Source organism: Ruegeria sp. AB10, assembly GCF_056542745.1.
In genome coordinates this window covers 79,127-103,546 of the sequence record NZ_JBQGAI010000002.1, presented here as the reverse complement: position 1 = coordinate 103,546, position 24,420 = coordinate 79,127, and the positions used below count along the sequence as shown (strand labels likewise).

20 protein-coding genes are annotated in these 24,420 nt (G+C 60.7%); 8 read left to right on the top strand and 12 right to left on the bottom strand.

Translation table 11 applies throughout. The annotated features are described in order from the left end of the window. Positions 1-7: 7 nt before the first annotated feature. On the bottom strand, positions 8-490 hold the full coding sequence (locus ACR0NT_RS05460; RefSeq protein WP_170443693.1) for a hypothetical protein: 483 nt from the start codon (positions 488-490) through the stop codon (positions 8-10). A gap of 96 nt (positions 491-586) precedes the next feature. On the opposite strand from ACR0NT_RS05460, the gene trkA reads away from it, so the two are divergent. The 4 genes from trkA to hflX all read left to right on the top strand — a co-directional run bounded on the left by trkA (position 587) and on the right by hflX (position 5,136). Next, positions 587-1,963 (top strand): Trk system potassium transporter TrkA, encoded by a 1,377-nt coding sequence (gene trkA, locus ACR0NT_RS05455; protein WP_170443695.1) that lies wholly within the window; start codon positions 587-589, stop codon positions 1,961-1,963. Continuing rightward, positions 1,963-3,501, top strand: a complete 1,539-nt coding sequence (locus tag ACR0NT_RS05450) for a TrkH family potassium uptake protein (RefSeq protein ID WP_170671731.1) — start codon at positions 1,963-1,965, stop codon at positions 3,499-3,501. The genes trkA and ACR0NT_RS05450 overlap by 1 nt, the downstream gene beginning before the upstream one ends. Positions 3,502-3,625: 124 nt before the next feature. Further along, positions 3,626-3,865: an RNA chaperone Hfq gene (gene hfq / locus ACR0NT_RS05445; RefSeq protein WP_010440340.1), complete on the top strand. Its 240-nt coding sequence runs from the start codon at positions 3,626-3,628 to the stop codon at positions 3,863-3,865. Then, positions 3,865-5,136 (top strand): GTPase HflX, encoded by a 1,272-nt coding sequence (gene hflX, locus ACR0NT_RS05440; RefSeq protein ID WP_170671729.1) that lies wholly within the window; start codon positions 3,865-3,867, stop codon positions 5,134-5,136. The genes hfq and hflX overlap by 1 nt, the downstream gene beginning before the upstream one ends. 3 nt (positions 5,137-5,139) lie before the next feature. Here the strand turns inward: hflX and ACR0NT_RS05435 are convergent, their stop codons facing one another. The 4 genes from ACR0NT_RS05435 to hemB form a co-directional block, all read right to left on the bottom strand. After that, the gene (locus ACR0NT_RS05435; protein WP_170671726.1) at positions 5,140-5,535 is read right to left on the bottom strand and encodes an SgcJ/EcaC family oxidoreductase; all 396 of its coding nucleotides are present in this window, start codon (positions 5,533-5,535) and stop codon (positions 5,140-5,142) included. Positions 5,536-5,642: 107 nt separating this feature from the next. Further along, the gene (locus ACR0NT_RS05430; RefSeq protein WP_170671717.1) at positions 5,643-8,105 is read right to left on the bottom strand and encodes a penicillin acylase family protein; all 2,463 of its coding nucleotides are present in this window, start codon (positions 8,103-8,105) and stop codon (positions 5,643-5,645) included. Between the two features lie 172 nt (positions 8,106-8,277). Next, positions 8,278-8,853 carry a YSC84-related protein gene (locus ACR0NT_RS05425; RefSeq protein ID WP_170443705.1) on the bottom strand — a complete coding sequence of 192 codons (576 nt, stop codon included), beginning with the start codon at positions 8,851-8,853 and terminating at the stop codon, positions 8,278-8,280. 141 nt (positions 8,854-8,994) lie between these two features. Then, positions 8,995-9,993 (bottom strand): porphobilinogen synthase, encoded by a 999-nt coding sequence (gene hemB, locus ACR0NT_RS05420; protein WP_170671714.1) that lies wholly within the window; start codon positions 9,991-9,993, stop codon positions 8,995-8,997. A gap of 119 nt (positions 9,994-10,112) precedes the next feature. Between hemB and ACR0NT_RS05415 the strand changes: the two genes are divergently transcribed. From ACR0NT_RS05415 to ACR0NT_RS05405, 3 genes are read left to right on the top strand one after another with little or no spacing between them, the layout of a single operon-like run. Then, complete coding sequence (locus ACR0NT_RS05415) at positions 10,113-10,637, top strand: component of SufBCD complex (protein WP_170443709.1); 525 nt, start codon at positions 10,113-10,115, stop codon at positions 10,635-10,637. Between the two features lie 21 nt (positions 10,638-10,658). Next, positions 10,659-14,114 carry a transcription-repair coupling factor gene (gene mfd, locus ACR0NT_RS05410; protein WP_170671712.1) on the top strand — a complete coding sequence of 1,152 codons (3,456 nt, stop codon included), beginning with the start codon at positions 10,659-10,661 and terminating at the stop codon, positions 14,112-14,114. A 60-nt stretch (positions 14,115-14,174) separates the two neighbouring features. After that, positions 14,175-15,182, top strand: a complete 1,008-nt coding sequence (locus tag ACR0NT_RS05405; RefSeq protein WP_170671710.1) for a DUF3616 domain-containing protein — start codon at positions 14,175-14,177, stop codon at positions 15,180-15,182. Here the strand turns inward: ACR0NT_RS05405 and ACR0NT_RS05400 are convergent. From ACR0NT_RS05400 to ACR0NT_RS05380, 5 genes are all read right to left on the bottom strand, one after another. Next, complete coding sequence (locus tag ACR0NT_RS05400; RefSeq protein ID WP_170671708.1) at positions 15,179-15,853, bottom strand: saccharopine dehydrogenase family protein; 675 nt, start codon at positions 15,851-15,853, stop codon at positions 15,179-15,181. The two genes, ACR0NT_RS05405 and ACR0NT_RS05400, sit on opposite strands and share 4 nt — an antisense overlap. Beyond that, complete coding sequence (locus ACR0NT_RS05395) at positions 15,850-17,514, bottom strand: hypothetical protein (RefSeq protein WP_170671706.1); 1,665 nt, start codon at positions 17,512-17,514, stop codon at positions 15,850-15,852. The genes ACR0NT_RS05400 and ACR0NT_RS05395 overlap by 4 nt, the downstream gene beginning before the upstream one ends. Positions 17,515-17,571: 57 nt before the next feature. Then, complete coding sequence (locus tag ACR0NT_RS05390; RefSeq protein ID WP_170443718.1) at positions 17,572-18,780, bottom strand: multidrug effflux MFS transporter; 1,209 nt, start codon at positions 18,778-18,780, stop codon at positions 17,572-17,574. A gap of 75 nt (positions 18,781-18,855) precedes the next feature. After that, complete coding sequence (locus ACR0NT_RS05385) at positions 18,856-19,515, bottom strand: DsbA family oxidoreductase (RefSeq protein WP_170443720.1); 660 nt, start codon at positions 19,513-19,515, stop codon at positions 18,856-18,858. Beyond that, positions 19,512-21,029: a class I adenylate-forming enzyme family protein gene (locus tag ACR0NT_RS05380; protein WP_170443721.1), complete on the bottom strand. Its 1,518-nt coding sequence runs from the start codon at positions 21,027-21,029 to the stop codon at positions 19,512-19,514. The genes ACR0NT_RS05385 and ACR0NT_RS05380 overlap by 4 nt, the downstream gene beginning before the upstream one ends. Positions 21,030-21,095: 66 nt before the next feature. Between ACR0NT_RS05380 and ACR0NT_RS05375 the strand changes: the two genes are divergently transcribed. Further along, positions 21,096-21,719, top strand: coding sequence for an XRE family transcriptional regulator (locus tag ACR0NT_RS05375; RefSeq protein WP_170671704.1), 624 nt, complete (start codon positions 21,096-21,098; stop codon positions 21,717-21,719). On the opposite strand, the gene ACR0NT_RS05370 is transcribed toward ACR0NT_RS05375, so the two are convergent. Both ACR0NT_RS05370 and ACR0NT_RS05365 read right to left on the bottom strand, forming a co-directional pair. Continuing rightward, positions 21,708-21,944, bottom strand: a complete 237-nt coding sequence (locus ACR0NT_RS05370) for a hypothetical protein (RefSeq protein ID WP_170325112.1) — start codon at positions 21,942-21,944, stop codon at positions 21,708-21,710. The two genes, ACR0NT_RS05375 and ACR0NT_RS05370, sit on opposite strands and share 12 nt — an antisense overlap. 540 nt (positions 21,945-22,484) lie before the next feature. Beyond that, positions 22,485-24,299, bottom strand: coding sequence for an extracellular solute-binding protein (locus ACR0NT_RS05365; protein WP_170671702.1), 1,815 nt, complete (start codon positions 24,297-24,299; stop codon positions 22,485-22,487). Positions 24,300-24,420 lie beyond the last annotated feature (121 nt).

The window sequence follows — 24,420 nt, the reverse complement described above, 5'->3', positions numbered from 1 at the left end:
CGGGTCTTTATCCTGCCTGACCGGGTGTGATGATCTGGAACGACCCGTTGTCGAATTTCACGTAGCAGGATTCGGTGCTCAGCGATGGCAGTTTTGTCGTGGGCACCGCGGCGACCCGTGACTTTACGTTCTGTTTGCAAGGCGGCAGGCTGACCGGGCGAAATCCCTTTTGGGCCATGCACTGAGCCTCGACCTGATTGCGCAGCCCTTGATTGACATCGACGGTATACACGCGCCCCGGCTGCCACCAGCCGGGCGTGCGGTGGCACCGCCCCCGGCTGTCGCAATAGGTGCGACCGGGCCAGTAGGTGGGCGGGCTTTGCCGCACCTGATTGGCCACCGGCACGTCCTCAAGCGCCAGAACCTGACATTGCGTGGTTTCGGACTGCACACGCGATACGCTTTCGCCCTCGCGGTAATACAGCGAAAGTGGGCCGCTGCACGCGGACAGAAACATCACTGGAAGTAGCAAACGAAGTACTGATTTCATGGGCTAATCTTGCCTTAGCTTTGTGGGTATGACAATTCAATTGACCGCTATGAGGGCATCTGTCATTCAAAGATTTCAGGCAGAAGGGCCAAAAACATGAAGGTCATAATTTGCGGTGCCGGTCAGGTTGGCTGGCAGATTGCACGGCATCTGTCGGGCGAGCTTAACGACGTAACGGTGGTGGACAACAACCCCGATCTGGTGCGCCGCGCGACCGAGACGCTGGATGTGCAGGGGATCGCCGGGTTCGCCAGTTATCCGGACGTGCTGAACCGGGCAGGGGCCCGTGATGCCGACATGATCATCGCCGCGACCCATTCGGATGAGGTGAACATGGTCACCTGTCAGATGGCGCACTCGGTCTTTTCGATCCAGCGCAAGATCGCCCGCCTGCGGTCGAAATCCTATCTTGAGGCGATCCATTCGGATCTGTACCGCCGCGACCATCTGCCTATCGATGTGGTGATCAGCCCCGAGCGCGAGGTGGCCGCCGCCGCCATGCGCCGCCTGTCCGCGCCATCAGCCTTCGATACCGAGACGTTCATGGATGGCAAGGCGCAGTTGCTGGGCATCCGTATCGATGAAGACTGCCCCATCATAAACACGCCGCTGCGCCAGTTGACGGATCTGTTTTCGACGCTCAGCTCGATTGTTGTGGGCGTCCGGCGCGACGGGAGCCTGTTTGCCCCGGAATCCGAGGACCAGCTATTTGTCGGCGACGAATGCTATGTCTTTACCAATGTCAAAGACGTGGACCGCACGATGGAGGTCTTTGGCAAGACGCAAAAGAAACAGGACCGGGTGGTGATCGTGGGGGGCGGCAATGTCGGGCTCGAGGTCGCGCGGACGCTTGAGGAACGCGAAAGCCGGGTTCGCGCCAAGATCATCGAGCGTGACCGCCACAGTGCCGAGCTGGCTGCCGAAGCTTTGGAGCGTACCATTGTTCTGAATGGCGACGGCCTGGATGCCGCTTTGCTGCGCGAGGCCGGGATCGAACGTGCTGATGCCATGCTGGCGGTCACCGATGACGACCGCGCCAACATGCTGGCCGCAGTGCGCGCCAAGGCCGAAGGCTGCGCGCTGGCGATTGCGCTGATCAATGATCCCAGCATGGTGGCGCTGATGGGTCCGCTTGGGATCGACGCCTATATCAACCCGCGCGCCACCACGGTCAGCTCGATCCTGCGCCACATCCGGCACGGGCGGGTGCGTCAGGTTTATTCAATCGGCGATGCCGAGGCCGAGGTGATCGAGGCCGAGGTGCTGTCGACCTCTCCCATGGCCGGCCAGAAACTGCGCGACATCGACTTCCCCGAGGGCGTTCTGGTGGGCGCGGTCCGCAAGGGTGATGAGTTGCTGCGCCCCACCGGCAGTTTGCGGATCGAGGAAAAGGACGTGTTGGCGATCTTCGCGATGGCCAAGGACGTCCCGGAGGTCGAACGGCTGATGCAGGTTTCGATCGATTTCTTCTGATGATACGGGCAAGGACACAACGGATCGGGCTGGTGCGGCGCTTGCCGCTGTTTCTGCTGATTTGGGGTGTTGTTTCGCTGTCCATGTGGATACCCGCGATCTATGCGCTGGCGCTGGATAACCACGACGCTTCGCGGTCGTTTTTCTACTCCGGCCTGTTGGGCCTGTTCGTGGTGGGGACGATTGCGATGGCGTCGTCCAGCCGGGTGCCGCGTCGCGGGACGCTGGGACAGTTGGCGGTTCTGCTGGGCTGCTTCACCGTTTTGCCGGCATTCCTAGCAATCCCGCTGCATGATGCGCTGGGAAACACGACGTTCCTGAACGCCTATTTCGATATGGTCAGCGCGCTGACGACCACGGGCGCCGACATATTCCCCGATCCCGACCGCCTGACCGCGCCGCTGCATCTGTGGCGGGCGCTGGTAGGCTGGATGGGTGGTCTGCTGATGTGGATTTCGGCGGCGGCGATCCTGGCGCCACTGTCGCTGGGCGGGTTCGAGGTAACCGCGCGCGGACAGCCCGGTCGGCCGGTCTCGGGCGTGGCGCAAAGCGAAAAGGTCGACCCGCGCGGGCGCCTGATCCGGGTGACACAGACTCTGACACCGGTTTATGCGGGGCTGACAGCGGTGATCTGGCTGCTGCTGCTGATCGCGGGCGAGCAGGGGCTGACCGCCATCTGCCATGCCATGTCCACGATGGCTACGTCCGGCATTTCGCCGGTTGGCGGGCTGGAGGGCGCCCAGGCCGGTTTCACCGGTGAGGCGATCCTGTTCCTGTTTCTGTTCTTCGCGCTGTCGCGGCTGACCTTCTCGACCGATACCGCCACAACGGGGTATTCGCGGCTGGACAAGGACCCGGAGTTTCGGATCGGCCTTATGATAGTGATCGCCGTTGCCACGCTGCTGTTTTTCCGCGCCTGGGCCGGGGTTAACGAAATCGGCGGCACGCTGAACCCGATTGACGCCGTTCGGGTATTCTGGGGGATGACGTTCACGGCGCTGTCTTTCCTGACCACCGCCGGGTTTGAAAGCGCCAACTGGAATGACGCGCAGCAGCTTTCAGGGCTGGGTACGCCGGGTTTGATCCTGATGGGGCTGGCCCTGATTGGCGGCGGCGTCGCAACCACCGCAGGCGGGGTCAAATTGCTGCGGGTGTTCGCGCTTTACCTGAACGGCGCGCGCGAGATCGACCGCCTGATCTATCCCTCATCGGTCAGCGGCGAGGGCGGCGGCAACCGGCGCATTCAAAGCGACGGTGCCTTCATCGCCTGGATCTTCCTGATGATGTTCGCGCTGACGGCGGCGCTGTTCAACCTGTTGCTTGGGTTGATGGGGGCCGGTTTTGAGCAGGCCATGGTGCTGACCGTGGCGTCGCTCAGCACCACGGGCCCGTTGATCGAACTGGCGACGGATATTCCGATCCGGGTCGTGGACCTGTCTGCCGGGGCCAAGCTGACCATGTGCGCGGCGATGGTGATCGGGCGGCTGGAAACGCTGGCGATCATTGCATTGATTACGCCAAGCCTCTGGCGGGACTAAGATTAAACAGTTGCGCAATGCCTGATTTTTGATCTGGAAACTCGGTTAACTCCACTCCATACTCAGCCAGAGGGAGCGCGTTGGTCCGCAGCGCGTAGCAAGAACAACGGCGAGATAATAAAATATGGCTTCGGACAGACAGAATCTTCAGGACGCGTTCCTGAACAATGTACGGAAAGCAAAGGTACCGGTCACAATTTTCCTGATCAACGGTGTGAAATTGCAGGGCGTGATCACATGGTTCGATAATTTCTGCGTGCTGCTGCGCCGCGACGGACAGTCGCAGCTGGTCTACAAGCACGCGATTTCGACCATCATGCCGTCGCAGCCGATCAGCCTGTATGAGGGCGAAGACGCCTCTTGATGGAACATGACAGGACGCGCACCCGGGCCTGGGTGCTGCATCCGGAAATCAAATCAGATGAACAGCGCCGCGTCCCTGAACCGGCGCTGGCAGAGGCGGTGGCACTGGCCGCCGCTTTACCCGATCTTGACGTGATCGGGTCCGAGATCGTGCGCCTGCAACGTGCCCAGCCCGGCCTGTTGTTCGGCAGCGGCAAGATCGAGGAATTGGCCGAACGTTTGCACGACAACGAGATTGAACTTGTGCTGATCGACGGGCCGGTGTCGCCGGTTCAACAGCGCAACCTCGAGAAGGCGTGGAAGGTCAAGATCCTCGACCGAACCGGATTGATCCTCGAGATTTTCAGCGACCGGGCCCGCACCCGCGAAGGTGTGCTGCAGGTCGAGATGGCGGCGCTCAGCTATCAGCGCACGCGATTGGTGCGGGCCTGGACCCACCTTGAACGTCAGCGGGGCGGATTGGGATTTGTCGGTGGTCCCGGTGAAACCCAGATCGAGGCCGACCGTCGCGCAATCGACGAACAACTGGTCCGTCTGCGGCGGCAATTGCAGAAAGTGGTCAAGACCCGCACGCTGCACCGCGCGGCACGGGCCAAGGTGCCCTATCCGATTGTTGCCTTGGTTGGGTACACCAACGCCGGCAAATCCACGCTGTTCAACCGCCTGACCGGGGCCGAGGTTATGGCCAAGGATATGCTGTTCGCCACACTGGACCCGACCATGCGCCGGGTCGAACTGCCCGATGGCCCTGAGGTGATCCTGTCGGATACGGTGGGGTTCATCTCGAACCTGCCGACGGAACTGGTCGCGGCCTTCCGGGCGACGCTTGAGGAAGTTCTGGGTGCCGATATCGTGGTCCATGTCCGGGACATCAGCCACGAAGAAACCGACGCGCAGGCGCAGGATGTCGAGACGATCCTGACCTCGTTGGGGGTCGATGACGAACGGCCTCGGCTTGAGGTCTGGAACAAGATCGACCTTTTGAACGCTGAAGAGCGTGAGGCGGCATTCAAACGTGCAGATCGCGACCCGTCGATCTTTGCCATATCGGCGGTGACGGGTGAGGGGGTCGAGCCCCTTTTGGCCGAGATCGCCACCAAGCTGCAGGGCGCGCGCCACGAACAGACGCTGACGCTGGGCTTTACCGAGGGCAACAAACGCGCCTGGCTGTTCCGGCAGGATGTCGTGCGATCCGAAAAGCAGACCGAGGACGGGTTCGAGATCACTGTCTTATGGACGGATAAGCAGGCGGCGCAGTTCGGGGCGCTTTAGCAGTCAGGCGCCGTCAATCTGGCGCTGCATATCCTCGACATCGAACCATCCCTGTGAGGACAACACCTTGTGGTCTTCGCTCAGGTCCCATTCTTCCCATCCTCTGGTCAGGACGTAGTTGCCGGTTTTGGCGTGATGGCCTTCAAACGTCCAGACAAAGATCGCGTGATGACCAGCCCACCGCATCATATCGCAGCGAAGTTCAAGATCGGGAAAATCGGCTTGAAATCCACGCACCATCTCGGCGATTGCGGCCCGACCTTGCAATGTCTCAGTTCGATTCATGATCATCTGCCCGTCAGGGGCAAAAAACTCGGCCACCGCGTTCGGGTCGCCCGAACTCCAGGCGATTGCGTAGTCGCGTGCGAGATTGTTCAGCCTATCCCGTATACTTGCCATTTGTGCCCCCGGTCCCAACTTGTTGGTCCCCAGATCGTAGGCGAAAAGACGGGTCCGCGTCCACGGCACCCGGAAAAAGGGGCAAGGTCCTGCCGAAACAGGCGAAATCAGCGCGGGATCAGGTGCGTCACGCCAACGGCGGCCGCCCGCGCCAGGTCAAGGTCCAGCGACATCGGAATGTACTCACCCCGCCGCCACAGCTGCGCCTGATCGTCATAATAGCGCGACAGGAAATGGCCGGACTGACCCGTGGCGGTGATAAAGACCGAGCTGTCAGGGTCGGCAAAATCATAAACTCCGCGATAACCCGCGCCGTGGACGTTTCGGAACGGGTTCTTGCCTTCGCCAGCGGTACGCCCGCGCAGCAAGGTGTTGTCACCGCCGCTGGTCGATTGGCGGATATTGACAAAGAACCGCAGCACCGGAACCGTGCCTAGAACCGGGTGGTCATGGGTAGCCTGATGCGCATCGCCCCAGCGCAGGGATTGCAGCGCGCTGCCATAGTTCTCGGAAATCCAGATGATCGCGTCGTCCAAGGCCAGCCGCGCCATGTCGGTGCAGGTCTCGGTCGGGGCGCTCTGGCGCACGTCACACCAGACCGAAGCGCCGTCGATATCGCGGTAGACGCGTTCGATGAACAACGGCTGAACATGTTTGTATTCGGCGGCCAGCGGTCCGAGGTCGTCCGAGATCAGACGGATTTGCAAAGCCCGCAGCCATGCGGCGTAGATCAGCGGTTCCGGTAGGTGTTCGTTCATCTCACCATTCCACTCGGCCAGCAGGGACAAAGCGATCTGGCGCTGGCGTTCGGGCGTGCCCTCGGGGGCGGAGGCTCCGGTAAACCAAAGGTCAGCGCCGATCAGCGGCAGCAGTGACCGGGCGGTGAAGCTGACGGTATCTAGCTGCGCCTCGATAAAGCTGTCGCGGGTGTGGACCTCACGCGATTGCATCAGGCGCTCCCAGCGGTGCACACGTTGGGTGTCGCCCCATTCATAGGACACGTGCTCGGGGAAGGGGCGGTCGATGATTTTGTTGTTGGTGTTGCCCAGAATGCCGCCCACCGGGGCCACGAATTCCGGGTTGTCGGTATAAGGCAGGCGCCCCTGCCAAAGGTTTTCGGCCAGCCAGCCGGGTGTCGGGATGCGGCCCCGGCTTTGGTTCAGCAGGTCGCGTTTCGGCATCGCTCCGATCAGCTTGAGGCCAATTGTGTCCTTGTCCACAAGTGACAGGTTTTGCGAGGGTGCGATGAACAGTTCGGCCGCGTCGATGCCCTGCCGGACAGTGTCGGCATTCATCAGCGCCATCGACGCTGTCATCGACGTATCGCGCGGGCTGAGCGCCGTCCAGGAAAGTGACGCGACATGACCCGGTGGAGTGATCGTTTCCAGATCATAGTGACTGCCGGGCAGGACAGGGCCGTTTTCCGTCCAGCGCAGGGTCAGGGTGATCGGGGCCTCGTCCTTGATCTCGATGATCGAGGGGCGGGAGCGGAATGTCTTGTAGCCGTCCGGCGTCAGGTATTCCTCGGGGTTTTCTGGGTTCAGCTGCTCGATATGCACGTCCTGATCGTCCAGATACGAGGATGTCAGACCCCAGCCCAGCCGGTCACTGCGTCCGGCCATGATGGCTGGAATGCCGGGGACGGTCGCGCCGATCACGCCGCCCTTGGCCAGTTCCAGCCGGGCCAGATACCAGATGCCCGGCGCGGTGAGGCCCAGATGTGGATCATTGGCCAGCAAGGTGCCGCCGCTGGCCGAGCGTGAAGGCGCGGCAGTCCATGCGTTCGACGCCCCGGCGAGCCCGCGTTTGGGGAAGGGTGACAGCGGACTGTCGGGCATCGGTGTGCCGCGGGCATAGCGGGGCAGGCCTGGAAACAGCGCGGCGTATTCGGGCAGGGCCGCGATGCCCGCACCTGGAACGTTCGGCAGTATGTCGGCCAGCCGTGCGGGGTCGTTCAGCATCAGCGATGTGCGGGCGCGTAGAACCTCGTCTTCGAGATGGCCAGACAGTTGCAGGCTCATCAGTTTTATCACGGCGATGCTGTCGCCGGGCTGCCACGGGGACACGGGCGCGTTGAACAAAAACATCTCGGGCGCGCCACGGCCCAGGGCGGCCTCGTTGATCTCATCCAGACGGGCGTTGACCCCGGCAGCATAGGCGCGCAGAGCGGCTTTGGTGTAGTCGTCCTGCACCTCGACCGAGCGATGGGCCAGCCCATAGAGGTCCAGCCGCCGCAGCAGCTTGTCTATATGCAGGGTGCGGGTGCCGAAAATTTCGGACAGGCGGCCCTGAGCAGTTCGGCGCATCACGGTCATCTGCCACAAGCGATCCTGCGCGTGCGCATAGCCGAGGCCAAAGAACACGTCCGGGTCGTTTTCGGCCAGAATATGGGGGACGTTGGCCGTATCGCGGATAATCTCGACCGGGGCGGTTGGACCGTTGACTTCGACGGTCTGGTCATAGTCCGGCAGGGATTGGCTGGCCAGGAAATACACCAGCCCCACAGCGGCCAGGGCCAGCAGGATCAGACCCGTTGTAAGGCGCAACAGCCAGCGAAAAACGAAACCCATTTGTGGCCTTTAATCCCGATCCATTTCCGATTTCGGCAAGATTAGTGGATGGCCGGACTGACCGAAAGAGGAACAGCCCGGGAATATTCGTGTTTGCAGAACTATAAATGAAAAACCCCGCCACAGTTGGGCTGTTGGCGGGGCCGTCCGAGGGGCGCGTGGTAGCCCGGAGTTACGGAATGATCCGTGTGTATTTGGTGCCTTCGACCGTGGCGCCGAATTTCAGGCCGGCTTGCCCGAATACGACAGCCAGTACTGGCGAGCGCAGTGTCGTCGTGTCCGTGGATAGGGAGTTCCCAGTTGCATCAACGACATAGCCAATGTCGGCTCCGGCGGTCCAACCGTTGGAGCGGCGGAAATCGTTCAGCGCGTCCTGCGTCATGAAGAACAGGACATGTGTATATTGCTGTGCGCCAATTTGCAGGCCGGCGGTTCCGGAAATCGCGGAATAGTAGTCGACCGTTGCGCCCTGAATGCGCAGCGCGCCCTGACCGTAAGCGCCGCCGAAGAAGACTAGCCCGGCGTCAGTAATCAAGGGCATAACCAACATGCCGGTGGCTTTGTTGGCGATCTCAACCGTGTTGGGATATTTCGCATACATCTCGGTCAGCGTGGCATCGACGCGGGCATCGATGGTGGCGGCGTTGGAATTGCCGACGCCGTTGCCGCAAGCTGCGGTTACCGTCAGACCGGCCATGCCAAAGGCAAAGCCACGACGGCTTAGTCGGGGTGCGTTGGAACTGCTCATGTTTTTTTCTCTGTACTGCTGCCTGATATGTCGGGTGATCCCGATCTTATGTGCAAGAATACGCCGATTGCGGCTGCGTGTCACGGGAAAGCTGCGTGACCGCAGATCACAATCGGCGAAAAATTGCGACAATCTGGGGTTTTAGCCCTGAAGGATGCGGGCGACCTCGGGCGCGAAATAGGTCAGGATGCCGTCGCAGCCTGCGCGTTTGAAGGCCAGCAGGCTTTCCAGCATCACCTTCTCACCATCGATCCAGCCGTTCTGCGCCGCCGCCTGGATCATCGCGTATTCGCCCGACACCTGATAGGCATAGGTCGGCGCACCGAACGTGTCTTTCACGCGACGGCAGATATCCAGATAGGGCATCCCCGGCTTGATCATCACCATGTCGGCGCCCTCGGTCAGGTCGCGTTCGATCAGGCGCAGCGCTTCGTTCGAGTTGGCCGGGTCCATCTGATAGGTCTTCTTGTCACCGGTCAGCGCGCCCGAGGCCCCCACCGCATCGCGGAACGGCCCGTAAAAGGCGCTGGCGTATTTCGCGGCATAGCTGAGGATCATGACGTTCTGGTGCCCGGCCGATTCCAGCGCCCGGCGCATCTCACCGATGCGGCCGTCCATCATGTCGGACGGGCCGATGATGTCCGCCCCGGCATCGGCCTGAGCGAGGGTCATCTTGACCAGCGCCTCGACCGTCTGATCGTTCACAATTTCGCCATCGACCACGTAACCGTCATGCCCGTTGATGTTGTAGGGGTCCAGCGCCACGTCGGTCATCACCGCGATATCAGGGGCGGCCGCCTTGATCGCGCGGATGGCGCGATTGGACAGATTGTCGGGGTTCCAGGCTTCGGCGCAGTCCTCGGTCTTCAGGCTGGGGTCGGTGTAGGGAAAGATGCAGATCGCCGGAATTCCCAGCGCCTGAGCCTCGACCGCGGCCTTGGTGATCAAATCGACCGACCGGCGCACGACGCCGGGCATCGAGGGCACGGGTTCCTCCACACCTTCGCCGTCGCGCACGAAAACCGGCCAGATCAGATCATCCGTGGTCAGGGTGTTTTCCCGGACAAGCCCGCGTACAGCGTGCGACTGGCGTGCCCGGCGGAACCGGGTCAGGGGATAGGGGGCGATGGTCGGTTTCATGTCGCGCTCTCCTTGAATATTCCCGCATTGGGTGGCATGAATTCCGTGTGGTCTCAAGGGTAAGGATGGACGCAGCGGTGCGAAAAAGCCCCTCAGGACTGAGAACAAAGGGCTGACGCTTGGACTTATACTCTTCGCTATTCGAAATCATCGACATGCGCAGCTTTTCGAATCTGTGGTATTGGATCGTGCTGGCCGTGCTGTGGTCATCGGCAAGCCACTGGGCGATGGGTGTCCCGTTCGATCTGCTGGTGCGCGCCCGCCGGGTCGGAGGGCAGACCGAGCAGGACTTGCTGGATATCGTCCGGATCAACGGCAACCGTATTCTGTTCATCGTCGACAAGTCCGGACTGATCATTCTTGGGCTGAGCTGTTTCTTTTTCACTGGCCTTGCGATGCTTGGATTTTATTATGGGATCGAGTTCGCCCAGGCCGTGTTCCTGTTGCTGTTTCCCATGTGCCTTGTGACGCTTATTAACGTTAGGGCCGCGCATAAGTTGCGACGCAGTGATGGGTCGCTGGAGTTTACCGGCAAAGTTCTGACACGGTGCCGGATCTATACCCAGATCATCGGTATGATCTCGATCTTGATCACGTCGCTTTGGGGTATGTATCAGAACTTCTCGATTGGGGTTCTGGGATAGAAAATTCGGAAAGGCTAGGCGATGACGGCTCCGAACCACGTAACTGTTGGCGGCGCCCCTGAGGGGTTTGACGCGCAGCTTGTCCTGAACGAAATCGCGCGTTCCGGCGGGCCGGTTTGCCATGTCGCCCGCGACGACAAGCGGATGGAGGCGATGCGCGCCGCACTCGCCTTCTTTGCACCTGACATGCCGGTCTTTGTGTTTCCGGGTTGGGACTGTCTGCCCTATGATCGGGTGTCGCCCAATGCGGATATCGCAGCAGCCCGTGTGGCGACGCTGGCGGCGCTGGTGCACCAGATGCCGGACCGGTTCGTGCTGCTGACGACGCTGAACGCCGCAACCCAGCGGGTGCCCGCACGAGATGTGCTGCGAGAGGCCGCATTCACCGCGCGCGTCGACCGCCGCGTTGATGAAACCGCGCTGCGGAACTTTCTGGTGCGGATGGGGTTCACGCAAAGCCCGACGGTGATGGAGCCCGGTGACTACGCCATCCGGGGCGGCATCATCGACATCTTTCCACCCGGTGAATCCGGCCCTGTGCGCCTGGACCTGTTCGGCGACATCCTGGACGGTGCGCGTCGCTTTGATCCCGTATCACAACGCACGACCGAGAAACTGGAGGTGGTGGAACTCGCCCCGGTCTCTGAGGTCATTCTGGACGAAGCCGCAATCACCCGGTTCCGGCAGAACTACCGCATCGAATTTGGCGCGGCGGGCACCGATGATCCGCTTTATGAGGCCGTCAGCGCGGGCCGCAAGCATCAGGGCATTGAACACTGGCTGCCCTTCTTTCACGAGAAACTGGAAACCTTGTTCGACTACCTGCCGGATGCGACCGTAACGGTGGACGATCAAGTGACGCCCGCGCGACTTGCGCGTTGGGATACGATTGCCGATCAGTACGAAACCCGGCGGCTGGCGCTTGAGAACCGCTCCCGCATGGACACGGTGTATAAACCGACGCCGCCCGGTCTGCTGTATCTGGACGATGCCGCGTGGGATCAGGCGGTGGGCGATCGGCGGGTGCTGCAATTCAGCCCTCTGCCACAGGCCAGCGGTCCCGGAGTGATTGATGCGGGCGGCCGGATCGGGCGCAACTTTGCTCCGGAACGGCAGCAGGAAAGCATCAGCCTGTTTGGTGCGCTGGCTGGGCATATCACCGATAAGATGGCCAAGGGTCCGGTGCTGATTGCCTCTTATTCCGAAGGCGCACGCGAACGCCTGACCGGGCTGATCGAAGACGAAGGTCTGGCCGAGGCAATCCCAGTCACCGACGGTACGCGCGTCGGCAAACGAGGTCTGCATCTGGCGGTCTGGGCGCTGGAGCACGGGTTTGAAACGCCCGGCCTGACCGTGATTGCCGAACAGGACGTGTTGGGCGACCGCCTGATCCGCCAGCCTAAGAAACGCCGCAAGGCCGAGAACTTCCTGACCGAAACCCAATCGCTGTCCCCCGGTGATCTGGTGGTGCATGTGGACCACGGCATTGGCCGCTATATGGGGATGGAGGTCGTCACCGCCGCCGGGGCCGCGCACGAATGCCTGCTGCTGGAATATGCCGAACAGGCCAAGCTCTACCTACCGGTCGAGAACATCGAACTGCTGTCGAAATATGGTCATGACGAAGGCCTGCTGGACCGTCTGGGCGGTGGTGCATGGCAGGCCAAGAAAGCCAAGCTGAAAGAGCGCATCCGCGAGATGGCGGATAAGCTGATCCGCATTGCCGCCGAACGCGCTCTGCGGAAGGCTCCGGTCATGGACCCGCCGCCCCACGCGTGGGAGGAGTTCAGCGCGCGCTTTCCCTATCAGGAAACAGACGATCAGTTGCGGGCCATCTCGGAGGTCATGGATGACATGCACTCTGGCGCACCGATGGATCGCCTGATTTGCGGCGATGTGGGTTTTGGCAAGACCGAGGTGGCAATGCGCGCCGCCTTTGTCGCCGCCATGTCAGGCGTACAGGTGGCGGTGATCGCGCCAACCACCCTGTTGGCGCGCCAGCACGCGGCGTCGTTCAAGGACCGTTTCCGGGGCTTCCCGCTGGAGGTGCGGCAGCTATCGCGTTTTGTTTCGGCCAAAGAGGCGCAGCAAACCCGCGACGGGCTGGCGCGTGGCACGGTGGATATCGTGATCGGCACCCATGCGCTGCTGGCCAAAGGGATACGGTTCAAAAACCTCGGCCTGCTGATCATTGACGAGGAACAGCATTTCGGCGTCGGGCATAAGGAACGGCTGAAGCAGTTGCGCAGCGACGTGCACGTGTTGACCCTGACTGCCACGCCGATCCCGCGGACGCTGCAATTGTCGCTGACCGGCGTGCGCGATCTGTCGATCATCGGCACGCCTCCGATCGACCGTCTGGCGATCCGTACCTATGTCAGCGAATTCGACGCGGTCACGATCCGCGAGGCATTGTTGCGCGAACACTATCGCGGCGGGCAGAGCTTCTATGTGGTGCCGCGCATCTCGGACCTGCCCGAGATCGAAGAGTTCCTGAAAGAACAATTGCCCGAACTGACTTATGTGGTGGCACATGGGCAGATGGCGGCGGGCGAACTCGACGACCGGATGAATGCGTTTTACGACGGTAAATACGATGTGCTGCTGGCGACCACGATTGTGGAAAGCGGGCTGGATATCCCGACCGCGAACACGATGGTCGTGCACCGGGCGGATATGTTCGGCCTCGCGCAGCTCTATCAAATTCGCGGACGGGTAGGGCGGTCAAAGACCCGCGCTTACGCTTATCTCACTACCAAACCCCGTGCGCGCCTGACCGCGACGGCCGAGAAACGCCTGCGGGTTCTGGGTTCGCTGGACACGCTGGGGGCGGGGTTCACGCTGGCCAGTCAAGATCTCGATATTCGCGGTGCGGGCAACCTGCTGGGCGAGGAACAATCCGGTCAGATGCGCGACGTGGGCTATGAACTCTATCAGTCCATGCTGGAAGAGGCGATTGCCAAGATCAAAGCCGGTGAAATGGAAGGACTGTCGGACGCCGATGACCAATGGGCCCCGCAGATCAATCTGGGCGTCCCGGTTCTGATCCCCGAGGATTACGTGCCTGATCTGGACGTGCGTCTGGGTCTTTATCGCCGCCTGTCGTCGCTGTCGACCAAGGTCGAGCTGGAAGGGTTTGCCGCCGAATTGATCGACCGGTTCGGAACCTTGCCGAAAGAGGTGAACACCCTGATGCTGGTTGTCCGCATCAAGGCCATGTGCAAACGCGCCGGGATTGCCAAGCTGGACGGCGGGCCGAAGGGTGCGACGATCCAGTTCCACAATGACAAGTTCGCCTCGCCTCAGGGGCTGGTCGAGTTCATCCAGAACCAACGCGGGCTGGCCAAGGTCAAGGACAACAAGATTGTTGTGCGCCGCGACTGGAAGAAGGACAGCGACAAGATCAAGGGCGCCTTTGCCATCGCCCGCGATCTGGCCGAAAAGGTCTTGGCCGAGAAGAAAAAGGCGAAGGTTTAGTCTCCGAGTTTAGCCTGTGCTATTCTGATGCCGTATTCCTCAGCGGTATTGGATTTTGTTATGTGCAAAGCTCTTATTGCTTCTCTGTGTATTGCTCTGCCGGCCTCTGCCGCCCCGCCACAGAAGCTGGAGGTCATCGGAACCTTTCAAGAGTTCGATGAACATGGCGATGAAATCGAACAAGGCGCGTCGGTGAATGTCAGCGGTGTGGCCTGTATGGCCAGTGGACTGTGTTTTGCTGCCGCCGACGAGGGGCGTTTTGTCCAGGCCTTTAAGCTTGAGAAGGACGCTCTGTTCGTCGGACAGCGGGTTTACATGGCCGAAACCAAGGACAAGAAGAAGTCCGAACTGAAGGACTTTGATCTGGAGGGGGTGACGGTCGCGGGGGATAACCTGATCGTGGTGGGTTCGCATTCGCGCGGGCGGAAAAGCTGCAAATCGCCAAAGCGCAACACGCGTATTTTCTGGGGCGAGGTGGCGCCGCAGCATATCGGCTCCCGGGTTCCGTTGTCGCAACAAGAGGTATCGCTTGAGCCGCTGTTTGGGCAATTCGATCAGTTGAGCGCAGCCTTCGATGTTCCGTTGCAGCAAAATGGTCTGAATATAGAAGCGATTGCTGCCGTGGATGACGCTGTGCTGATCGGGTTCCGCGCACCTTATCCGGAAGCCGAACCGGCACGGGTCTTTGTCGCCGAATTCCCACTGAGCGCGTTGGAAACCGGCGATTTTTCCACTGCTGCTTTGCACGAAATCCCGGTTTCAGCCGAGATGGGGCGCGGGATCAGGGGGATGGAGCAGTCTGGTGAGGATGTGTTCCTGCTGCTGGGGGATGCGGGCGCTGGTGCCGGTACCAAACCCGAATGCGATCAACCGAGCCCGCACCTTACGGGAACATTCTCGATACACCGGTGGCAAAAGGGGGATGCTGCTGCAGAGCATGTGATGGACATTATCCCGCCCGATCCTGAGTGGAAGGCCGAAGGTCTTTTGCCACTGGATGCCACACGGTTTGTTATCTTTTTCGATGGGCCGCCCAATGGCAGCCCGCATATCTACAGTGTCAATTAATCACCGCTGACAAAGGTACATAGCTGCCATTCTCCCGCGTCCGATTTCACCAACGCGGCGCGATAACCTGTCATGGGCCACAGGTAATCACGGTGCATGTAGCCTTGCGTTCCATCGGTCAGCAGCACCTGTTGATATTCCGAGCCGGCCTGAAAATCGCGGACGATGGCGATCTCGTGGCTGATCAGGCCAGCGGTCGGTGCGTTGCGATCACCCGACTGACGAAGGGCAACGTCCGAACCGGTGACGTAGTAGGCCATGAACGGGTCCAGCGAGGCGGGCAGGGTGATCTGCCACTGGTGCGGCATCCAGAACTCGCCCTCGTCATCGAAATAGCCGGGCTGGGACAGGGTGTTTTCCAGATCGGACCAATACGCCTCGCGCAGGATATCCGCGTCTTTGCGGTACTCCTCCGACAGGGTTTCCGGGTCCAGGATCAGATTGGCATGCAACTCGTCCGGGCCGCCGTTTCCTCCGTGGCTCAGGTAGACATCCGGGCAGGCTGCCGCGACCACGGCATCGGTGTCCCGCGCGGCCACCTTGGCCAACAGCGCATCGCGAAACGCCACCAGTGACGGGTCCTGCGCGGCCTGATCGACCGGAGGGAAAGACTGACGATCCGCAAGGGCGGGGCCGCAGAGCAGAGCAGCCAACAGCAAGGCGTATCTCATTCCGCAGCCCTCATTGCGGCTTGAGCGCAGAAACAGGACGCGCCCACCGCACGGTCGGCCCGCGCCAGCGCCAGATCGAGCCGTTGTTTGATCTGCACGATCTCGACCGTTTCGCCACGGGCCTTCAGGCAGTCATGCAGCCCCTTGAGGCTCCAGACATTGTCGGGATGAACTGAGGCGCGGCTGAGCGTCCCGCCCAACCCCAGATCCTCGCGATAGGCCGCTTCGGCCTCGGCCACGTGCCCCTGTTCGAACAGCAAAGCCCCCAGCGCATGGCGGGTCGGTTGCATCCAGCCCCATGGTTCGTCGTAGGGCAACGTGTCGTCCAACTCGACCGAGCGTCGCAGATGGGCATAGGCGATCTCATGGTTACCTTTGCGGTATTCGATCTCTCCCCGCAGCATTTCGCCCGCGATCTCCAGCAGATCGACGACACGATTGTTGTGCAGCAGACGGGTCTCGGGGACGCAGGCCTTGGCGGACAGGAACAGTTGCTCCTCGGCCTCTGCCTCGGCCACCTGGTCGGTGGCGGCATGGGCGATGGCGCGGGCGTAATGGGTAGTCGCCGTCAACGTGCGATAGAGGTCGGGGTCCGAGGGCAGCTCCAGCGCCTTGGCCTCTTCCCATCGGCCAAAGCGGATCAGGATATGCGGGCCCATCGACATGTAGCTTTCGAAGTAGTCCGCCATTGGCGGGCTTTCGATGCGCAGCATTTCCTCGGGCGTGGTATCCCACATCCCCTGATTGGCGCGCAGGGCCGGTTCCATCTGGCCAATGAACAGCGCGCCATAGATGACAAAGTGATAATCGTGCTGGCGATAGCCGGTATAGATGTTGAACGCGCCTTCACGTTCATAATACTTCAGATCGGCCTCAATGGCTTTTTCGTTCCAGTAGACGACGTTGTGATAGTGCCCGCAGAGCACGTCGATATGGGTGGGCATATGCACCAGATGGCCCGCATCAGGGACCAGCGTGCGCAGCACATCCCCGGCCTTGAGCGCCTTTTCCGGTGTCGGTGACATCTCCATCAGGTGCACATAAAGGTGCAGCAGGCCCGGATGCGACATTGCACCGGGGTCATTGGCCATCGCGTCCTCCAATGCCTTCTGCGCCTCAACCGTGGCTGCGCCTTTGGCGGGTTGGCCGGATTGGAGATCCCACATTTGCCAGGGGGTCAGGTTCAACAAAGCCTCGACATAGATAGTGCGCAGGTCCAGGTGGTCGGGGTGTTCGGCAAAGGCTGCGCGCATCGCCTCGGCAAAGTCATGATCCCAGCGGTGCATATCCTCAACCGGGTCACGTTGCGGATATCGGGCGGGCAGGGCGCGGATCAGGGCTTGCTCGACCGGAGTGCAGGTGTCGAGCAAAGCCAGCGCCCGTTGCGCCGCATCGTAGGCCTGTGCCAGCGCCTTTTGCTGCCCGCTTGCGTCAAGCAAATCCCAAGGCAAGTTGTAATTCGGGCCAGCCGAATAGGCGATCCCCCAATAGGCCATGGCGCAGTTCGGATCATGGTCCGCCGCGCGTTGGAAGCAGACCACGGCCTCTTCGTGGTTATAGCCGTAGGTCCAGACCAATCCCCGGTCGAACCATAGCTGGGCCTCGGGTGATGATGTGGTGACCGGACAGGAATGGGACCCCAGATCGTAATCGTAACGCATTGAAAACCTCCTCTCGGATCAAGGGAAGGTTAGCGGGATTCGCGCAGTCTGCACAGATCAGGCAGGCAGTCTGTTTTCGATCCGGCCCATATGCAGCATCAGGCCAAAGCCGGTCACGCTCATGACAAGAATGCCGGTGGTCAGCGGGGCCAGGGACCCGTCGAACAGCAACCCGATGGGGGCCGCGATGGCTGCGGCCAGAACGGTCGAGACCGCACCGATGACCGAGGCTGCCATGCCGGCGATATGGCCCATCGGCTCCATCGCGATGGCGTTCAGGTTGCCCATCGTCATGCCCGCCATGAAAAAGATCGAGGTCTGCCAGAAGACGAACACCGCAAAGGACAGGTTCGCCGACAGGGGCGTCGCGTTCAGGGTAATGACGCCAATGGTGATGACGATCTGCGCGCCCAAAGCCCAGGTCACCAGCCGACGCATCCCCACGCGGATCACCAGCGCCGCGTTCAGCAGGCTGGCGGACCCGGACATCAGGGCCACGAACCCGAACCAGAAGGGAAAGCTGTCGGCGCTGTCGTGGATCACGTCATAGACCGGCTGCACCATGGTCAACGTGGTGAACAGCATGCCCAAACAAAGGGTCTGCACGAAAATCGATACCCGAACGGTGGGGTGCGTGAACATTTCGCGCGCAGCCGAAGCCATCAGAGGCAGGCGCAATGGCCTGCGGTTCTGAGGCTTAAGCGATTCCGGCAGGCGCAGGCCCATCCAGACTACGGTGCTCAACGAAAATAGGATGAACGAGACGAAAATCCCACGCCAGCCTGTGAGGGCGATCATCCCGGCCCCCAGCATAGGTGCCACGGCAGGCACCAGGGTGAAGATCATCATGGCAATGGATACGATCCGCGCCATTTCTCGGCCCGAGTACAAATCCCGGATGATGGCCATGGCAACCACGCGCGGCGCGGCACAGCCAACACCTTGCGCGACCCTCGCAATCAAAAGCAGCTCTAACGAAGAACTGGCCCAGGCTACGGCAGCAGACACGATGTATAAAGCCGAACCGGCGTAGATTACCGGCTTGCGTCCGAACGCATCCGACAGCGGGCCCATGAAGAACGTACCGATCCCCATGCCCAGCACGAAAGAGGTCAGGATCAACTGCGCCCGGTTGATGTCTTCGGGGCTGAGCTGTGCGCCGATCTCGGGCAAGGCGGGCAGCATCGAGTCGATGGAGAACGCAATCGTCGCAAACATCATTGCGACAAGTGCGATGAACTCACCTTTGGACATGCGATTGGCCATTGCGCCCTCCTGACCTGATCGCGCTATCACGACATGTCAGGCGGCGCTAGGCATCAATGTGCACAGACCCCTGTGCTAATTTGCAGGGGAGGCCTCAAGTTGAGACATGATCTCGCCAATTACTTTTTCCCACATTTCAGGCGGTTGCGCGCCGGGAACAGCGTGCTGGTTGGCCACAATGAAGGTCGGCACCGAATTGACGCCCATCTGACGCGAATGGGTGTCGCGATTGCGTATATCCTCGCGATCTGCATCCGATTTCAACAGTTTCAGAACCACGGCCGCGTCCATACCGACACTGTCGGCGATATCGGCCAGCACCTCATGGTCGCCGATATCGCGGGCCTGCACGAAATAGGCGTCAAACAGGGCGTCCACGACCTCGTTTTGTTTGCCCTCGATCCCGGCCCAGTGGATCAGGCGATGGGCGTCCAGCGTGTTCGGTGTGCGTTTCATGCCTTCGAAATCGATGCTCAGCCCGGCCTTCTCGGCGTGTTCGACAACCGGGGCATAGGCCTGAACAGCACCGTCTTTGCCACCGAATTTGCGCTCCAGATACTCGCGGCGGTCCATGCCTTCGTCCGGCATGTCGGGGTTCAGCTGGAACGGGTGCCATTCGATCACCATTGGATGATCAGGGATTGCGGCCAGCGCCTTGTCCAGATGGGTTTTGCCGATGTAGCACCACGGGCAGATCGGATCGGACATGATGTCGAGTTTGACGGTCTGGGTCATGGTGTGGTCGCCTTGAAATAGGCCGGCAGCGCCCGGCGCAGGAGTTTGCCGTTGCCGCCAGTTGGCAGTTCGGGCAGGTGAATGAATGCGCGCGGTTGTTTGTACCGCGCCAGATTTGCCTCCACATAGGTTTGCAGGGCCGCGTCGTCCAGCTTTTCCGGCCCGGTATAGAAGGCGGCGATCACGAATGTGTCTTCTTTGACCTCAACCGCTGCCGCGCCGACCTGGGTGATTCCGGGGAATTTGGACAAGGTGGCCTCGACCTCGACCGGTGAGACGCGATAGCCGCCCGCATTCATCATGTCATCGTCGCGGCCCAGATAGGTGATCTGCCCGTCGACGGCCATGGCGCCCTGATCTCCGGTCAGAAACCAATCGCCCTGCATCCGCGCCTCGGCTTCGTCCGGCGCGTTCAGGTAGGTCAACATCAGGCCAGGGTCCGAGCGGTGAATGGCAATAGTGCCCTCTTGGCCTTGAGGCACCGGGCCATCCGGCCCGAGGATCGCGATCCGGCGACCCGGTTGCGGTTGCCCCAGCGACTCGCCCCGCGCTGGATGAGCCGGGCTGGAGGAGATGAAGGTGGAACACTCGGACATGCCATAGGCTTCGTAGAGTTCGGTCCCGGTTGCCTCGACCCATTGTGCGTGCAGGTGCCGCGACAGTTTCTCGCCCGCGCAGAGGCCGTGGCGGAGCGTAGGTAGGTGCAGGTCCTCAGGCGTTTTCAGCAGCTTGCGAAACACGCCGGGGGCTGCCGCAAAGATCGTCGCGCGGTGCTGTCGCAGCAGGGCGGGCAGGGCGCCCGGATCGGTTCCAGGTTCGGGGATCAGGGCGGTCGCGCCAATGGTCCAGGGATCCATCAACCCGGTGCCCAGCGTATAGGTCCAGTTGAACGCGCCCGCATGGCACAGGCGATCCGTGTCCTGCAACCCGTACCAGCCATCCACCATCATCTGACGTGCCCAGATCGCACGATGCGCATGGGCTACCGCGCGCGGTTTGCCGGACGTGCCCGAGGTATAGACGACATAGGCCAGCCGCTCGGGGTCGCCCATCTGGAACTCGGCTGGGGGCAGGGCGCGCATTTCAGTCAGTTCAGACAATGCGATCTGCAGCGGGTGCGGTGCGCAGGCAACAGCCGGGTCCCGCAGAATGGCGGCCGGTTTCAATTCCGCGATCATGCATTCGGTTTCCGGCTGAGTCAGTTGTGAGGATGTCGGCACGGGTACGATCCCCACCGCAATCGCCCCAAGATAGGCAATCGGGAAATCAACCGTGTTCCCCAACCGCATCAGCGCAATGTCACCCGGTTTCAGCCCGGCGCGCAGCAACCCGCTGGCGGTACCCAGAATGGCTGACTTCAGCGCGCGATAGGTCCAGTCTTCGGCCCCGTCAGGTTGCAGAACCGACAACGCGATCTTTTCCGGATCATCGTCCGTTCGGCGCAGCACATGAGCGGCCAGATTGAATGGCGCGGGGCAAGGCAGAGGTGGCCCCTGATCAAAAACAGACAGCATGGCAACTGGCTACCTTGGTGCTTGGCGCGTTGCAAGCGGGACAGGCTGGGCCTATAGAGTTGACCCATGAGCACCAATGAACAGCCTTCCCTGATCCGCATTGCCCGGGATTCGGGCGACCATGCCGAGCATGAACCGCTTGATCTGGGCGCACGCGTGCGCCAATTGCGCAAGGCGCGGAACTGGACGCTGGAACAGGCGGCCACGCAGGCCGGGCTTGCGCGCTCGACCCTCAGCAAGATCGAAAACGGCCAGATGTCGCCCACTTATGATGCGCTGAAAAAGCTGGCGATCGGGTTGGAGATTTCGGTGCCACAGCTTTTCACGCCGCCGCAACGCGATCAGGTAATCGGGCGCATGGCGGTGACGCGGATGGGTGAAGGGGCCGCGCATCCCACAACGACGTATGAGCACGAGCTGCTGGCCGAAAACCTGACGAAAAAGCAGATGCTGCCCTATCGGGCCCGCGTGCGTGCGCGGTCAATGGATGAGTTTGAAGGCTGGGTGCGCCACGATGGTGAAGAATTCCTGTATGTGCTGACAGGGGTCGTCCAGCTTTATACCGAGTTCTACGAACCCGTCGAAATGCGTCGGGGGGACAGCGCTTATTACGACGGCAGCATGGGGCACAACGTTATTTCGGTCAGTGACGAGGATGCAACGATCCTCTGGGTCACGTCACTTGCTTAAAGACCGGCTGAACTCGCGGTTCAGGCCTTCGGTAAACAGAAAATCCTCTAGCTCTTCGTGTGCTTCATTCACGGTCAGGTGGTGGCGTTCGGCCAGATACGCTTCGAACCCTTTGCGGTCTTTGCTCAGCCGCACCTTGTCCTGATCGCGCAGGTTCGGAAAGCGCCGTTTTGCGCGGGAATACATAGCGTCCCAGTCTTGCGTGAGGTCAGTCCAGTTCAACATTTGTCAGCTATCCGTATTTAGGGTTTCACGGCTGCTCGGCCCTCATATCAGGGTACGGAGGGCACAGGGGTGCACGCGCATGACAAAATGTCGCACCTTGTTTGAGCTGACGTCGGGTCAAAGAGGCCCGCCACGCTGATTGCGCGACGGGCCCACGGACCTGAGGTGTGAGTGAGTGGAGGCCGGTCCGCAAAACCCAGGTGTGACGCGTCGAATGATCAGCTATCTAACGAATTTATCATAATTTATCCGGTCAACCGGTGCGTCTGAATGCAGATAGGCTATCTCGTTGGGATACGATACGTAAAGCCCCTTGTGGTCATTTTTCAACTTTTAGCTGGAAATGGGTATCTTTGCCATATGCAGCGAACGAAGGTGGATGGGTGCACAATATATGGCGTGCATCAAAGCGTGTGCTGAAATCCGCCGAAAGATGCGACCATTTGGCATGGCACTTCCTGGCGTATAAACCTGCAGATGAAAGAAACCACCGCGTTGAAGGCTCTGAGGCGTATCACGCCGATAACCAGCCGGATTTGGTCACTCTTCGTACCACCAAACCTGCGGCATATACTCTGGTCCATCACCATAGATCGGAACGATCTGGGGCTGTTTCAGTTCTTTGGCATGGGCAATGCGCCCGACGTCGAAGTTCCAGATCGGGATGATATAGCGCCCGGCGGTCAGAACCCGATCCAGCGCACGGGTGGCCGCCACGAAATCCTCATGACTTTCCGACGCCAGCATGGAGTCGATCAACCCATCCACGGCCGGAGAAGCAACACCCATCAGGTTGCGCGTACCCTGAGTGTCAGCATTTTCGCTACCCCAATACAGACGTTGTTCGTTGCCTGGTGACAAGGACAGGGCACGGCGGAAAAAGGTCATGTCGAAGTCCAGCTCGGCCTGGCGACCGGTGAACTGGGCACTGTCCACCTGTTCAACGGTGACCTGAATGCCCAGCCGTTCAAGCGCGCGGGTGTAGATTTCGATGGCCGTCTGCCCCTCGGTATCCCCCTGTTGCAGCAGGACGGTGATAGCGAAGTCTTTGCCGTTCTGATTCCGCAGCACGCCGTCCTGAACGGTCCAGCCCGCTTCGGTCAGCAACTTGTTTGCCTTGCGGATATTGGCGCGGTTGCGGGCTGAACCGTCACCGACGGGCAGGGTATAACCTTCCAGCGTGCCGGGAAGCAGGTCGTCGGCATAGGGCTGCAACAACTCGGCAACGCGACCGGTGGCCGGGCCGGGCAGCATACCCAGATCAGAACCCGAGAAATAAGAGGCGATCCGGGGTTGCGCGCCGCCGGTGATCGTATCGTTGATGTATTCGAAGTTGAACGCCAGCAGCAGGGCCTCGCGCACACGCCAGTCATCGAAGGGGGCTTTGCGGGTGTTCATGACAAACCCGGTCATGCCCGAAGGTTTGCCGTGCGGGATCTCGGTCTTGATGACGTCGCCGCGTTGCACGGCGGGGAAGGTGTACTGGGTGTCCCACTTGTCGGCATTGAATTCCCGTATTGCCGTCAGTTCGCCGGCCTTGAACGCCTCGAACAGAACGGTGCCGTCGCCGTAAAACTCGATCCGCATCTCATCGAGGTTCATGGTGCCGCGGCGAAACGGGATATCGGCGCCCCAATAGTCGGGGTTTCGGCGCAGGGTCACATAGCGACCGGCCTCATAGTCATCGACCACATAAGGCCCCGAGCCGACGGGTACGTCATGAAGTGCGGCGTCAGCGAAATCCTTCCCCTCCCACTGCGCTTTTTGCAGGATCGGACGGAGACCGGCGATCAGCGCCAGTTCCCGGTCAGGTTCGTTAAAGGTGATCCGCACCGTGCGCGGGCCGGTCTGTTCGATGCTGTCGATCTTGCCCCACAGCCCGCGATAGCGCAGATGCCCTTCGGTGCCCAATGTCTGATACGACCAGATGACATCATCCACGGTCACCGGGCTACCACCCGAAAACCGGGCGTTTTCTCGCAGGGTAAATTCGACCCAGGACCGGTCGGGCGCAGTCTCAACTGATTCGGCTAACAGCCCGTAAAGAGTGAAAGGCTCGTCCCAGGATCGGCCCATCAGGCTTTCGTGGGTCCAGAACCTTAACTGCCAGGGGACGGTGCCTTTCTGCACGAAAGGGTTCAGACTGTTAAAACCGCCGGTATTTCCGAAAACTACTTTGCCGCCTTTAGGTGCTTCGGGGTTGGCATAGGGCAGAGACACAAAATCCGGTGGTAGGGCGGGGTCTCCGTACATAGCTATGCCATGAGCCGATTCTGCATGGGTGATTGTGGCAGCAAAAACAGCGGCGATTCCCGCGATCACAGGGCGAACGGGGCGTAGAAAATCGGGGCGCATTTTGGAAACAATCCTGCTCTGGCCTTATTTTGTTGGGTTTCATCGTACCGATGATTTTTCTTGTTTTCAAACTTTTAGCTTGGACGAAGGCAGGGAATTGCGTATAAAGGGTGCACTGCTC